This window comes from Nocardioides zeicaulis (assembly GCF_042432345.1).
Lineage (GTDB): Bacteria > Actinomycetota > Actinomycetes > Propionibacteriales > Nocardioidaceae > Nocardioides > Nocardioides zeicaulis.
The window spans coordinates 1562193-1576148 of the sequence record NZ_JBHLXH010000001.1 but is presented as its reverse complement, the minus strand read 5'-3'; the positions used below and the strand labels follow the sequence as shown (position 1 = coordinate 1576148).

8 protein-coding genes are annotated in these 13956 nt (G+C 74.8%); 3 read left to right on the top strand and 5 right to left on the bottom strand.

Going from position 1 to position 13956, the window contains the following annotated elements; genetic code table 11:
• Position 1: 1 nt before the first annotated feature.
• Positions 2-676, top strand: a complete 675-nt coding sequence (locus ACFFJG_RS07770; protein WP_378518025.1) for a class E sortase — start codon at positions 2-4, stop codon at positions 674-676.
• 57 nt (positions 677-733) lie between these two features.
• On the top strand, positions 734-1261 hold the full coding sequence (gene pyrE, locus ACFFJG_RS07765) for an orotate phosphoribosyltransferase (protein WP_378518024.1): 528 nt from the start codon (positions 734-736) through the stop codon (positions 1259-1261).
• On the opposite strand, the gene ACFFJG_RS07760 is transcribed toward pyrE, so the two are convergent.
• Both ACFFJG_RS07760 and ACFFJG_RS07755 read right to left on the bottom strand, forming a co-directional pair.
• Positions 1227-9842 carry a hypothetical protein gene (locus ACFFJG_RS07760; protein WP_378518023.1) on the bottom strand — a complete coding sequence of 2872 codons (8616 nt, stop codon included), beginning with the start codon at positions 9840-9842 and terminating at the stop codon, positions 1227-1229. The two genes, pyrE and ACFFJG_RS07760, sit on opposite strands and share 35 nt — an antisense overlap.
• 216 nt (positions 9843-10058) lie before the next feature.
• On the bottom strand, positions 10059-10814 hold the full coding sequence (locus ACFFJG_RS07755; RefSeq protein ID WP_378518022.1) for a DedA family protein: 756 nt from the start codon (positions 10812-10814) through the stop codon (positions 10059-10061).
• Positions 10815-10903: 89 nt separating this feature from the next.
• Here ACFFJG_RS07755 and ACFFJG_RS07750 point away from each other — a divergent pair, with 89 nt between their 5' ends.
• A complete protein-coding gene (locus ACFFJG_RS07750; protein ID WP_378519466.1) occupies positions 10904-11551 on the top strand; it encodes a TrmH family RNA methyltransferase in 648 nt (215 codons plus the stop codon).
• Between the two features lie 10 nt (positions 11552-11561).
• On the opposite strand, the gene ACFFJG_RS07745 is transcribed toward ACFFJG_RS07750, so the two are convergent.
• From ACFFJG_RS07745 to ACFFJG_RS07735, 3 genes are all read right to left on the bottom strand, one after another.
• Positions 11562-12332 carry a hypothetical protein gene (locus ACFFJG_RS07745; RefSeq protein WP_378518021.1) on the bottom strand — a complete coding sequence of 257 codons (771 nt, stop codon included), beginning with the start codon at positions 12330-12332 and terminating at the stop codon, positions 11562-11564.
• 81 nt (positions 12333-12413) lie between these two features.
• Positions 12414-12905 carry a SigE family RNA polymerase sigma factor gene (locus tag ACFFJG_RS07740; protein WP_378518020.1) on the bottom strand — a complete coding sequence of 164 codons (492 nt, stop codon included), beginning with the start codon at positions 12903-12905 and terminating at the stop codon, positions 12414-12416.
• Positions 12902-13816, bottom strand: a complete 915-nt coding sequence (locus tag ACFFJG_RS07735; RefSeq protein ID WP_378518019.1) for a hypothetical protein — start codon at positions 13814-13816, stop codon at positions 12902-12904. The genes ACFFJG_RS07740 and ACFFJG_RS07735 overlap by 4 nt, the downstream gene beginning before the upstream one ends.
• Positions 13817-13956: the final 140 nt, after the last annotated feature.

Here is a 13956-nt window from a genome sequence, read left to right as displayed (position 1 = left end):
CATGCCCGACCGCACCCGCGCCGCCGTGTGGACGGGACGCCTCGGGGCCCTGCTGGTGCTGGCCGGCCTCGCCCTCGGCGCGTACGTCGTGTGGCAGGTGTGGGGGACCGACGTGGTCTCGCAGCGCACCCACCGCGACCTGGTGCGCGAGGCCGAGCGTGCCTGGGCGGCCCCCGAGGCGCCCGGTGACGAGCCGGTGGACACCGAGCACGGCCGGGTCACGTCGGTGGTGCGGATCCCGCGCTTCGGTGACGTCTACGCCGTCCCGGTGCTGGAGGGCACGAGCGACGAGGTGCTGGCCGCCGGCTTCGGCCACTTCGCCGCCAGCGCGGCCGCCGGGGCGAAGGGCAACTTCGCCCTCGCCGCGCACCGGATCACCCACGGCGAGCCGCTGCGCGAGATGCCCTCGCTCCAGCCCGGCGACGAGGTGGTCGTCGAGACCGCACGCTGGACCTACACCTACGTCCTCGACACCGGCGGCGACGACCTCACCGTCCCCTTCACCGCGGGATGGGTGCTGGCCGACCTCCCGCGCAACCCCGACGGCGGCGTCCAGCCCGCCCAGGACCCGGGCCAGCGGCTGCTCACCCTGACCACCTGCTCGGAGCTCTTCCACACCGACGGCCGCCTCGTCGCCTTCGGCCACCTGGCCTCGCGAGAGCGCACGACGCGGTAGGTGGACGCCGCCGGCTCGCCTGCGGTCCCACCGTCGCGCGTGGCTAGGCTGCGGGGCGTGGACGACGAGACGCTCGCACGTGACATCGACGCCGCCTGCCGGCTGACCGGGGAGTTCACCCTGCGGTCGGGCCAGGTGGCCGACACCTACTTCGACAAGTACCTGTTCGAGGCCCAGCCGGCGCTCCTCGACCGGGTCGCGACGCAGATGCTCGACCTGCTGCCGGAGGACACCGAGCTGCTCGGCGGCCTCGAGCTCGGCGGCGTCCCGATCGCGACGATGGTCTCGGCGAAGACCGGCACGCCGGCGCTGTTCGTGCGCAAGAAGGCCAAGGAGTACGGCACCTGCAAGCTGGCCGAGGGTCCCGACGTCGCCGGGCGCCGGGTGACGCTGGTGGAGGACGTCATCACCACGGGCGGCGCCGTCCGCGACGCCACCCGCGCGCTGCGCGAGGCCGGTGCGGTGGTCGAGGTCGTGGTCTGCGCGATCGACCGCTCACCCGAGGGTCAGGAGCCGCTCGCCGACGTCGGCCTCGAGGTCCGCCCCGTCCTCACGCGCGCCCAGCTCGATGCCGTCCACCGCTGACGCGTGAGCGCCGCGACAGCCACGTCCCGAGTCCGAGCAGCAGCAGGCTGAGGGCACCCAGCGGGACGACCGGGGTGGGCAGCCCGGTGCCCGGCAGCGTGCCGCCGGCAGTCCCGGGGCCGCCGTCGCCGCGACCGCCGCCCTGGCCGCTCCCGCCGTCGTCGTCGTACTCGGCCTCGCGGCCGAGCACCTCGATGTCCGCGGTGTCCTGCGCCGTCGGCTGCACGCCGGCGGTGCCGCTGCCGGTGACGACAGCCGTGTTGGCGACCGCCCCGGAGGCCGTGGTCGAGACGCGGGTGACGATCCGCACCACCCCGTCGACACCCGGGCGTACGGAGCCGAAGGCGGCGGTGACGGTGCGGTCGTCGCTGGTGACCGCCGCCTGGCCGGAGACCACGTCGACGGAGACCAGGTCGAGGTCGTCGTCGAGGTCGTCGACGACCTGCACGTCGCGGGCCGCGGACGGGCCCGCGTTGCTGACCGTGATCGTGTAGGTCACCAGGTCGCCCGGTCCGGCGCTGCTCGGCGACGCCGTCTTGCGGACCGCGAGGGTCGAGCAGGCCACGACCCGGCCGCTGCTCGCGGCCGCCGGCGCACAGGTCCCGCTGCCGCCCTCGGAGACCCAGGCGGCGTTGTCGGACCGGTCGGGGTCGGGCGTCGCGGCGGACACCATCGCGGTGTTGCTGACGGTGCCGGCGTACGCCGCGTCGACCGTCGCGCGGACGGTCACGGTGACGGACGCGCCCGTGGCCAGGGCAGCCACGTCGCAGGTGACGCGCTGGCCCTCCACGCGGCAGGCACCGCCCTCGACGGACGCGGTGGCACCGACGAGGTGGTCGGCGAGGTCGTCGACGACCTCGACCTGGCGTGCGGTCGAGGGGCCGTCGTTGGTGACCACCATGGTGAACGCGACGTCGCCACCGGCGACCGGCACGGTCGGGGTCATCGTCTTGGTGATCGCGAGGTCGGCCGACGGTGCGGCCTCGCCCGTCGCCGTGGCGCTGTCGTCGTCGGGCGTGGTGTCGGAGGGGGAGGCGACGGTGGCGGTGTTGGCCAGCGAGCCGGTGAAGCCTTCGTCGAGCGTGCCGCGCACCGTGAGGACCCGGCTCGCCCCGGCGGGCAGGTCGCCGAGGTCGCAGGTCACGCGGTTGCCGGAGCCCACCGTGCAGGGGTCGCCCTGGCCGGTGACCAGGCCCGTCACGGCCGCGGGCACGTCGTCGGTGACGACCACCCGGCGGGCGGTCGACGGGCCGGCGTTGACCACGCCGATGGTCCACGTCACCTGCTCGCCCGGCACGGGCCGGGCGGGGGAGAGGGACTTGGTGAGGGCGAGCTCGGCGCGCGGGGTCGCCGTACCGGTCGTCGTCGAGCTGTTGTCGCCGGGGGTGGAGTCCGTCGGCGACTGCACCGTGGCGGTGTTGTCGACCGGGCCAGCGTAGTCGGCAGGGACGTCCCCGGCGACGGTGACCGTCACGGTCTCACCCGGTGCGAGGTCGCCGAGGTCGCAGGCCACGTCGTTGCCGGCCGCGACCGTGCACGGCTCGGGTGCGCTGCCGGTGGTGGCGGTGACGTCCGTGAGGACGTCGAGGACGTCGTCGTGCACGCGGACGTCGCGGGCCACCGAGGGACCGGCGTTGGTGACGGCCAGCGTCCACGACGTCCGGCGTCCGGGCACCGGGGCGACCGGGCTGGCGGTCTTGGTGATCGAGACGCCCGCGTCGGGTCGGGCCGTGCCTGAGGTGGAGGAGGTGTTGTCGCCCGTGAGCGTGTCGGTCGGCGAGGAGACGGTGGCGGTGTTGGCGAGCTGGCCGGTGAAGGCGGCCGGCAGGTGCCCGGTGACGGTGACCGTGCGGGTCGCCTCCACCCCGCTGGCGCCCAGGTCGCCGAGGGCACAGGAGACCTCGTTGCCGGCGCCGACCGTGCAGGGCGCGCTCGCCGTGACGTCGGTCAGCGCGTCGACGACGTCGTCGGCCACGACGACGTCGCGCGCCACCGACGGCCCCGCGTTGGTGACGACGAGGGTCCAGGTGACGTCCGTGCCGGGCACGGGCACCGCCGGGTCGGCCGTCTTGACGATCGCCAGGTCGGCGCCGGGCGTCGTGGCGGGTGCCGCGGTCGCGGTGTCGTTCGCCGGGGTGTCGGTGTCGGTCGGGGAGGCGACCGTCGCGGTGTTGGCCAGCGTGCCGGTGAAGCCGGCCGGCACGTCGCCGGCCAGGGTCACGACCACCTGCGCGCCGGGGTCGAGGTCGCCCACCGGGCAGGTGACGTCGTTGCCGGCCGTGACGGTGCACGTCCCGGTGTCGGTGGTGGCGGTCAGGCCGGTGATCGCGTCGACGACGTCGTCGTGCACGACCACGTCGCGGGCGACCGAGGGGCCGGTGCTGCCCACGACGAGGGTCCAGGTCACGCCACGGCCGGGCACCGGGCTCGCGGGGGCGACCGTCTTGGTGACGTGCACGTCGGCGTCGGGAGCCGCGGTCCCGGCTGCGGTGCCGGTGGCGGGGTCGGAGTCGGGGGAGGTGGCGGTCGCCGTGGTCGCGAGGGCCCCGGTGAAGCCGGCGGGCAGCCCTCCGGTGAGGGTCACGGTGACCGTGTCACCGGGGGCGAGGTCGCCCACCGGGCAGCGGACCACGTTGCCGGCCGCGACGGTGCACGTCCCGGCGTCGGTGGAGGCGCTGAGCCCGGTGATCGTGTCGACCACGTCGTCGTCCACGACCACGTCGTGCGCCACCGACGGGCCGGCGTTGGACACCGCGAGCGTCCAGGTGACGTCGCGGCCGGGCACCGGCGCGGCCGGTGAGAGCCCCGCGGTGAGCGACAGCCCCGCCTGCGGCACGCTGGTCGCGTCGGCCGTCGCCGAGTCGTTCGCAGGCGTCGTGGTGTCGGTCGGCGACGAGACGGTCGCGGTGTTGTCCAGGTCGCCGGTGAAGTCGGCCGGCAGGCCGCCGGTGAGGGTGACGACCGTCGTGGCCGACGGCGCGAGGTCTCCGAGGTCGCAGGAGGTGTCGTTGCCGGGCGCGACGTCGCAGCTGCCCGCACCGCCGGAGACGGTGGCGGTGAGCCCGGTGACGTCGTCGGCCACGTCGTCGTGCACCGCGACGTCCCGCGCCACGGACGGCCCGGCGTTGTGCACGGTGAGGGTCCAGGTCACGTCCTCGCCCGGCACCGGGACGGAGGGGCTGAGCGTCTTGGTGATCGACACGTCGGCCACGGCGGCGACCTCGGCGGTCACCGACGACTCGTTGTTGCTCGCGACGACGTCGATGGTGTCGGAGCTGATCCGGCCGGTGTTGGTCAGCGAGCCGGTGAAGCCCGGGGCCACGGTCGCCTCCACGCTGCCGATGACGCGCTGGGGCAGGCCCGCGCGGAACGTCGGGCCGTCGCAGAAGACGGTCGGCGCGGTGGGGTTGTCGGCGGTGCCGGGGTCGGTCGGGCGCCGCAGCTCGCACTCGGCCGTCGCCGGCATGCCCATCAGCATGGGGCGGTTGACCACCACGTCGGTCAGGCCGCTCGGGAGCTGGTCGATGAGCTGCGGGTGGGAGGCGTCCGAGGGACCGTTGTTGTAGACCGACAGCGTGTAGGTCACCCGCTCGCCCGCCACCGGGTGGGCCGGGGTCATGGTCTTGACGACCTCGAGGTCGGTCAGCCGGGTGATCGGGGTGGTCGCGGTCGAGGCGTCGTTGGCCGCGGCCGGGTCGGTGGTCGTGGTGGTGACCTGGGCCGTGTTGGCCAGGCTCGCGCCGGTGTAGGCCGAGGCGAGGGTGCCGGCGACCTTGATCACGCGCTGGCCGGGGGCGCGGTCGCCGAGGACGCACCGCACCGCCTGTCCGGTGACCGAGCACGGGCTCGCGGTGCCGTGCACGGCGGAGGTGATGGTCACCGCGTCGGGGACGGTGTCGGTGACGACGACGCCGCGCGCGGTCGACGGGCCGGCGTTGGTGAACAGGATGGTCCAGCTGACCGCCGTCCCGGGCACGAAGCTGCCGCTGTCGGCGGTCTTGGTGACCTGCACGTCGGCCCGGGTGACGAGGTCGACGTCGAGCTGGGCGCTGTTGTCGTCGGGGTCGGCGTCGTCGGTGGACGAGGCGATCGTGACGGTGTCGGAGCGGGTGCCGGCCGTCGCGGCCGCGCTGGTGCTCGCCTCGACGGTCACGACGACGGGAGAGCCGGGCAGCACCTGGCCGAGCGCGCACTGCAGCCGCTGGCCGGCGAGCGTGCAGCTGCCGGCGGTGGTGGTGACGGCGGTCGGCACGACGTCGGCCGGGAAGGTGTCGTCGACGGTCACGTCCTCGGCGGCCGAGGGTCCGCTGTCGACGACGGTGAAGGTGTAGGTGAGGCCCTCGCCGGCCGCCACGCGGGACGCCGACGCCGTCGCGACGACCTGGAGGTCGGCGTTGGGCTGCACGGGGTTCGTGGTGGACGCGGTGTCGTTGCCGGGCACGGGGTCCGACGGCGTGCTGACGGACGCGGTGTTGGTGAGCGGCGTACGGCGCTCGGGCGCGACCCGCACCCGGATCCGGGCGACCGCCGAGGCACCGGCGGGGAGGACGGCGGTCCGGCAGGTGACGACCTGGCCGGCCACGTCGCAGGTGCCGCCGGGGATCGCCGCCTCGAGCACCGTGAGGTCGGGGTCGAGGGTGTCGGTGACGACGGTGTCGCGGGCGTCGGAGGGGCCGTCGTTGGTGAGCGTGAGCAGGTAGGTCGACGTGGCGCCGGGCACCAGGGTGGCCGGGTCCGAGGCCTTCGCGAGGCGTACGTCGGAGCGCTCGGTGACGGTCGTGGTGTGGGAGTCGCTGTTGTTGCCCGTGTCGGGGTCGGGGGTGCCCGACGAGGCGGCTGCGGTGCCGACCAGCGCCGTCCCCCCGGCCACCGACGACCCGATCCTGCCGGCCAGCGTCACGGTGACCTGCTGGCCGGGACCGAGGTCGCCGACGGGGCAGGTGAGCGCACCGTCGACCACGGTGCAGGTGGTACCGGCGGGCGTGCTGGTCGAGCTGACGACGGTCATGCCGGCCGGCACGTCGTCGACGAGCCGGACCGCGGACGCGGTGGACGGTCCGTCGTTGCGGACGGTGACGTCCCACGAGCCGGTGGTGCCGGCCGCGAGCGTCGCGGGGCCGGTCCGGGTGACCACGAGGTCGGCCCGCGCGACGACCTCGGTGGAGGCCGACGCGGTGTTGTTGTCGACCGAGGGGTCGACGGGCGAGACGGCGTCGACCGAGGCCGAGCTGGCGAGCGCGCCCGTCGCCGCGCCCGGGGCGACCGTGCCGGTCACCTCGACGACGAGCTCGTCGCCCGGCGCGAGGGTGGCGACGGTGCACGAGACCCGGTTGCCGCTCACCGGGGCGCAGGAGGCGCCGGGGGTGGAGGTGCTCGCGACCACGCCGACGACGGGGTCCGGGACGGTGTCGGTGACGGTCACGGTGCTGGCCAGCGACGGGCCGTTGTTGTGGGCGGTGAGCACCCAGGTCACCGTGCCGCCGGCCACGACCGGGTTGGGGGCGACGGTCTTCGACAGGGACAGGTCGGCCTGCGAGGCGGTCGGCAGGACGTAGGTGGCGCTGTTGTTGCCCGGCGCCGGGTCGGTGGTGGGCGAGGTCGCCGTCGCGGTGTTGCTGGCCCCGCGGGCGCTGCCGTCGGCGGGCGTGTGGGCCCGTACGGTGACGGTCGCGCTCTCGCCGGGCGCGAGGTCGCCGACGTCGCACGTCACGGTGGTGGGGGTGCCCGCGGCCGCGCAGCTGCCGCGGCTGGTGCCGGAGGAGACGTAGGTGAGGCTGCCCGGCACCGGGTCGGTGACCTGCACCGACCGGGCGGTCGACGGGCCGGTGTTGGTGGCCACGATCGTGTAGGTGGCGTCGGTGCCGTCGACGACCGCGTCGGCGGACTTGGTCACCGCGAGGTCGGCGCGGGTCGCGACGGTGGCGGTCGTCGTCGCGGTGTCGTCCGACGGGTCGGGGTCGGCGGTGGTGGAGTCGGCGCTGGCGCTGTTGACCAGGGTGCCGGTGGCACCGGCGGCCAGCTGGCCGTCGACGGTGACCTGCACCGACCGGCCGGCCGGGATGGTGCCGAGGGAGCACGAGACGGTGCCCGCGGCCACGGTGCAGCTGCCGCCGGTGGTCGAGGCGGCCGCCGCGGTGATGCCGGCGGGGAGGACGTCCTCGAGCGTGACGCCGGCGGCGTCGGAGGGTCCCTCGTCGGCGACGGTGACGACCCACTGCACCGGCCGACCTGCCACGACGGGGGAGGTGACGGTGCGCTTGGTGACCACGAGGTCGGCCTGCGGGGCGGCGGGGGTGACGGTGGTGGAGGCGACGTTGTTGCCGGGGACCGGGTCGTTGGTCGTCGAGGAGACGCTCGCGGTGTTGGTGAGCGCGGCGGCGCCGGCGCCCGACGACAGGGTGGCGACGACGACGACCTGGACGCTCTGGCCGGGGTCGAGGGTTCCGATCGCGCACCGCACCTGGCTGCCGGTCACGGTGCACGTGCCCTGGTCGGCCGTGGCCGGGCCGACCCGGAAGGCGGCCGGGAGGGTGTCGCTGAGCTGCACCGCCGTGGCCCGGGAGGTGCCGTTGTTGGTGGCCACGAACGTGTAGGTCACGTCGGTGCCGGGGACCGGCGAGGCCGGGCTCGCGGTCGCGGTGAGGGCCACGTCGGCCTGCCGCACGACCGACGTGGAGACCGACGCGTTGTTGTTGGACAGGTCGGGGTCGGAGGTGGTGCTGGTGACCCGGGCGACGTTGGTGACCGCGGGTGCGTCGGAGTCCGCCGGGACGCGGACCACGACGCTGACCGTGGCGCTGGCGCCGGAGGGCAGGTTGCCGACGAGGCAGGTCAGGGTGCCGGCGGCGACCGAGCACGACCCGCTCGACGGCGTGCTCGACAGGTACGTCACGCCGCTGGGCAGCGTGTCGACGACCTGCACGTCGGCGGCGGTGCTCGGCCCGGAGTTGCGCGCGGTGAGCGTGTAGGTGACCTCGCCGCCCGCCGTGACGGGGTCCGCCGACGCCGTCTTGGTGATGGAGACGTCCGCCTCCTCCGCGACGGGCGTCGCGACCTCGGCCGTCTGGTAGGTGTAGTCCTTCGCCAGCGTCTGGGCGCGGTAGGCCAGGGTGGCGGAGTTGCGCAGGGTCGTCCCGGCAGCAGCGGAGTCGACCTTCACCCGGAAGGTGACGGAGGCGGTGCTCGCCGAGACCAGGCTGCCGCCCGCGGTGCTGGTCGCGCCGCTGCCGATCCGCGCGCGCACGGTGCGGGTCGCGGCGTCGTACTCGGCCTGGTCGTCCCCGGCGCCGTCGGTCTTGGTGCCCTGGTTGGCGCCCGCGGTGAAGCGCAGCGAGCCCGGCACGAACGTCTCGTTGGCGGGCAGGGCGTCGCTGACGACGGACGCCATCGCGGTGTCGACGCCGGTGTTGCTGAAGGCGAGCGAGTACTCGAGCACGTCGCCCACGCGTGCCGGCGAGCTGCCGGAGAGGTTCGTGACGGTCTTGGTGCCCTGGATGGTCGGGGCGTAGAGGTCGATCTGGGTGGTCAGGGCCGCCGGGTAGTAGAAGTCGCCGTTGGTGGCGAAGCGGACGTTGGTCGACGTCGCGCCGTTGCGCACCACGCCCGGGGCGTCGATCACCTTGGCGTCGATGCCCAGGTTGTTGACCGAGGCCGGGGTGCGGTTGGTGAGGTTGCGGCCGCCGGCGCTCACCCGGCTGGTGAAGAAGTTGGCCGACGGGCTCAGCGAGTCGGCCAGGCGCGTCGAGCCGACCTGCAGGTAGTCGCCGGTCAGGCTGTTGTCGCCCTCGTAGGCCACCGTGCCGAACGTGGCGCCGACGGCACCGGAGTAGGGCGCGAGGAAGCCGCTGATGGTGGTGTCGACGATCTCGGTCTGGGTCACGGTCGCGTAGCCGGTGAAGACCGTCAGGTCGCGCAGGGGCGCGGCCGGGTCCTCGACGGCCACGACGAGGCTCCAGCCGGCGTACCGGTCGACACCGGTCGCGGCCGCGACGTCGGCCCCCCAGTAGGTGCCGGCGCCGGCGGACTGCACCAGCGAGGTGACGTTGCGGTAGGAGGAGTAGTCGTTGGTCGCCGAGGACTGGTTGTCGACCCGGTCGGCGGTGAGCGTGGAGTACGTCGTGGAGCCGGGCACCCGGAACCGGATCGTGTCGACGGCGCCACTGGCGGCGACACCGTTGGTGCCGGCCACCCGGGCGGCGCCCCAGAAGAGGCCGGCGTAGAGCACGCGGGCGCCGTTCGGGATGGTCAGGCCGGCCGCCGAGGAACGCGTCGTCGTGGCGTCGGTGTCCGCGTCGAGGAACCCCATGGTGAAGTCGTTGTTGCTCGCGGCGATCGAGCCGTCCTGCGCCTGGGCGCAGTTCGTGGCCGTCCCGCAGGTCATCAGCGTGTTGCCGGTGATCTGCACGGAGCCGTTGGTCTGCTGGGAGAACACGCGGGTGAACGGCCGGATGACCGCCGCGTCGGCCGGGCCCGCGGGCACGACCACGGACACCGCCAGGCTGACGGCGACGAGGGACAGGACGGCGAGCACGCGCGGCCACGGACGGGCGGCGCGGTGCGGTCGACGGCGTAGGCCGGGCATGGTGGTCCTCCACATGTCGCCGAACCCGCGACGACACGCCCCCACGGCGCGTCGCCCCTCCCTCGGGAGTGCCTCGGTCGGGTTACAGCAGAACCACACCGTAGGGTCGCCGGACGCGCGCTACGTGGGGATCGTCACATCTGATCCACATGGGCGGGCCCAACGGCCCGACTGGGCCAGGGGCGAGCGCCCGAACGGGCCGGGTGGCGCGCGCCGTCAGTCGACGTCGCGACCGCTCACGTCGCGGTCGGGGCCGCCGTCGTGGTCACCGATCTCGGCCCCGGCGGCGTTGGTGCGCCGGTGGCGCCACCACTCGAAGGCGATGGGGATGACCGAGAAGGCGAGGATGACGATGACCAGCTTGTCGATGCTCTCGCCGAGCGTCGGGAAGGCGTCGCCGAGGAAGTAGCCGAGCAGGGTGATCAGCGCGACCCACATCACCGCGCCCACCGCGCTCCACAGGAAGAAGCGGTGCCGCTCCATCCGCGTCACCCCGGCCACCACCGTGATGTAGGTGCGCACGAAGGGCACGAAGCGCCCGATGACCAGCGCCTTGTTGCCGTGGCGGTCGAAGAACGCGGTCGTCTGGTCGAAGTACTTGCGCTTGATGATCCGGCCGTCGCGCTCGTAGAGGGGCGGCCCGATCCGGCGCCCGATCTCGTAGCCGCTCAGGTTGCCCAGCACGGCCGCGACCATCAGTGCCGCCATGCAGATCAGGACCTCGACGAACGGTGGGCCCGGGAACAGGTCGAGCTGCCCGGTGGCGATGAACAGGCCGAGCGCGAACAGCAGGGTGTCGCCGGGGAGGATCGGGAAGAAGAGGCCGCACTCGACGAAGACGATGGCCAGGCTGATCCAGAACAGCTCGGTGCCGAACCGGTCGAGCAGCCAGTTCGGGTCCATCCAGCTGATGCCGAGCAGCAGCGGCTGGACGGCCGGCTGGACGAGGCTGAGGTCCAGGAGTGCGCTCACGGCGTCACCCTATGCCGGGCCCGTCCGGGGCGACGCCGAGCCCTAGGGTGGGGCCCGTGCAGGAGGAGCAGCGGGCGCCCTACGACCCGATGCCGCACGGGCAGCCCGAGGTGGGGGTCGGACCGTGGGAGGGGCCGTGGCCCGAGGGTGCGCACTGGGACCCCGACCTGCTGCGTGACGGTGACCGTCGCAACGTCGTCGACCGCTACCGCTACTGGAGCCTCGAGGCGATCGTCGCCGACCTCGACACCCGTCGCCACGACTTCCACGTCGCGATCGAGAACTGGCAGCACGACTTCAACATCGGCACCATCGTGCGCACCGCGAACGCGTTCCTCGCCGCGGAGGTGCACATCGTCGGCAACCGTCGGTGGAACCGGCGCGGCGCCATGGTCACCGACCGCTACCAGCACGTGCGGCACCACCCCGACGCGGCAGCGCTCGCGACCTACCTGCACGGCCTCGACGGCGGCCCGGTGCGGCTGCTCGGCATCGACAACCTCCCCGGCTCGGCGCACCTCGAGACGATGGAGCTGCCGCGGCGGGTGTGCTTCCTGTTCGGCCAGGAGGGCCCGGGCCTGTCGGCGGGCGCCCGCGAGGTGTGCGACGGGACCTTCTCGATCGCCCAGTTCGGCTCGACGCGCTCGATCAACGCCAGCGCCGCGGCGGCCGTCGCGATGCACGGCTGGATCCGGGCGTACGCCGACCTGTCGGGCGACGACGCCTGGCGCGGCTGAGCGCCGGGGTTCAGGGTGCCCGCGACGCCCGCTCCCAGCGGGTGACCAGCTCGGCGGCGGTGGCTGCGTGGAAGCCGCTGCGCGACGCGGCGACCGTCACGTGACGGGTCCGCGACGGCAGACGCTCCGCCAGCACGAACCACCGGTGCGAGCGCCACCGCACGATCGCGACCGCGGCCGTCGAGGTGACCGACTCCCGCAGCTGACCCAGCGCCCCGTCCGGGACGACCGCCTCGTGGAGCACCCGGGCACCGTGCGCCAGCGCGACCATGGAGCCGTCCGGGCCCATCTCCGCGAGGACGAGCCCGGGCCCGCCCTCCTCGATGCCGGCGGTGTCTGCGAGCCACGGGTCGACGGTGAGCCAGGCCGACAGGCGGGGGTGCTCGAGGTCGACGTGCAGCCCGTCCTCGTCCACCACCGCGAGCACCCACCGCGCCCGGTCGCCCCGGCGCAACGACAGGCCGAGCGACTCCGTGGCTCCGGTCGGCCCGACGGGCTCGCGGCGGGTCTCCTCCACGACCACGCCGGCCCGCGGCCGGGGCAACCGGCTGCCCGCGCGCAGCACCAGCCACCGCCGGAGCGCCGGGACGATCCCGACGCCGGCCGGTGGGGCGGCCGGCGTCGGGTCGGTCGACGGACCGGGGGCACCCGCCGCGGTCGGCCCGTCGGCTGACGCGGCGTCAGGCGGGGCGGGGGTGCCCCCGCCGGCGCGGCAACCCGTCACGGCCAGCGTGGCCGCGACCGCCAGCGCGGCGGTGCGCCCTCGCCACGTGCGGGTCATGTCACACCTCCCCGCATCCGTCAGGGGCCGCCCGGGTCGGCAGCCCCACGCTGGAGGACGCCTCAGGGGCCGGTCCGGTTGTCAGCGTTGCCGGGCCAGCACCTGCTCGAGCGCCGCCAGTCCGCGGCTGCTGTGGCTCTTGACCGTGCCCTCGCCGATGCCGAGCTCGCGCGCGGTCTCGCGCACCGAGAGCCCGAGCCAGTGGCGCAGCACCACGACCTTGCGCTGCTGCTCGGGCAGCGCCTGCAGGGCCGCGAAGAGGGCGGAGCGCTCCTCCACCGGCGTCGGCTCCGGGGCCGGCAGGTCGGGCAGCCGGTCGGTGGGCCGCTCGCGCCGCCACGGCCGCCGGGACTCGTCGATGTTGGCCCGCACCATGATCTGGCGGCAGTAGGCCTCCTCGCTGCCGTCGTGCCGGATCCGTGGCCATGCCACGTAGAGCTTGGTGAACGCGGTCTGCAGCAGGTCGTCGGCGCGGGTCCAGTCGCCGCACAGCGCGTACGCCACCCGGCGCAGGTGACGCTGCCGCGCGGCCACGAACTCGCTGAAGGCGGCGTCGCGCTCGGTACGCCTCATCGCATGCCCGATCCGGAGGCGTACTGGGCGCGCGCCCAGGCGAGGAAGGCGTCCATCGAGGCGAAGCGACCGCCGCCGGGGACGACGTCGAGCACGCCGTCGACGACGCGGAAGGCGGCGTGCTCGGTGCTGCCGTCGACGCGGAGCCGGACCGCGCCGGTGCCGTCGGCGCCGTCGGCGAACGACGGCCCGAGGTCGACGCCGCTGCGCACCTCCTCGATCAGCACGCCGGCGCGGGCGGCCTCGACCGACCCGTCGGCACCCAGCTCGAGCCACGGCCCGTCGTCGCTCCCGGCGGCGGGCGTCACCCCGTTGGCGACGTCGAGGGTCCGCTGGGTCCGGACCGCCTGGTCGAGCCAACCGGGGAAGTCGCCGGTGGCGTCGACCGTGGCGGTCGAGGTGCTCGTCCCCTCGACGTGCGACGTCATGAGGGAGTACTGCTCGCGCCCCTCGAACCACACCCGGATACCGAGCGAGGTGCCCTGGGCGGGGGTGTAGCCCATCGGGTTCGGCACCCGCTGCAGTACCGGTCCGGCACCGTCCGCGAGCACCAGTCCGCCGTCGACCAGGACGGCCGGGTTGCCGAGGAAGTCCGGCTCGGCGGCGCCTGCCCGACGCAGCTCCGCCAGGCTCCGCACGCGGTCCTCGGGGCCGCGGCCGTCCGCGGTCCGCGTGGGCCGGGCGGGGTCGGACGCCACGGGCGCCTCGCCGCCGCGGGGTGCGGAGCCGGGGGCGAGCGACCAGGTCGCACCTGCGACGACGACGGCCGCCGCGACCCCGGCGACGGCGAGCGCTGCGCGTCGGCGGCGGGCGACGCGGTGGCCGGCCTCGAGGTAGTGGGCGGGGACGACGTCGCGCCCCTCGCCGAAGGAGGAGTCGAGCTCCTCGCGCCAGTCGACCTGCGTGTCCATGGACGGTCCTTCCCCCGTGCTGAGTGTGGCACCGCTCCACACGGAGCGGCGACGCGATCGGTTGTCACCGGCGTCCTCCCGCCCGCCGGCGTGCCCGGCCCCGACCGGGCGCGTGCTCGGCCCCGTGCTCGGCCCGTGCT

Bases quoted from the DNA above. Each gene is read 5' to 3' on its own strand.
- ACFFJG_RS07770 (WP_378518025.1), top strand. From the start codon at position 2: ATGCCCGACCGCACCCGCGCCGCCGTGTGGACGGGACGCCTCGGGGCC.
- ACFFJG_RS07760 (WP_378518023.1), bottom strand. From the start codon at position 9,842: ATGCCCGGCCTACGCCGTCGACCGCACCGCGCCGCCCGTCCGTGGCCG.
- ACFFJG_RS07750 (WP_378519466.1), top strand. From the start codon at position 10,904: ATGCCGCACGGGCAGCCCGAGGTGGGGGTCGGACCGTGGGAGGGGCCG.
- ACFFJG_RS07745 (WP_378518021.1), bottom strand. From the start codon at position 12,332: ATGACCCGCACGTGGCGAGGGCGCACCGCCGCGCTGGCGGTCGCGGCC.
- ACFFJG_RS07740 (WP_378518020.1), bottom strand. From the start codon at position 12,905: ATGAGGCGTACCGAGCGCGACGCCGCCTTCAGCGAGTTCGTGGCCGCG.
- ACFFJG_RS07735 (WP_378518019.1), bottom strand. From the start codon at position 13,816: ATGGACACGCAGGTCGACTGGCGCGAGGAGCTCGACTCCTCCTTCGGC.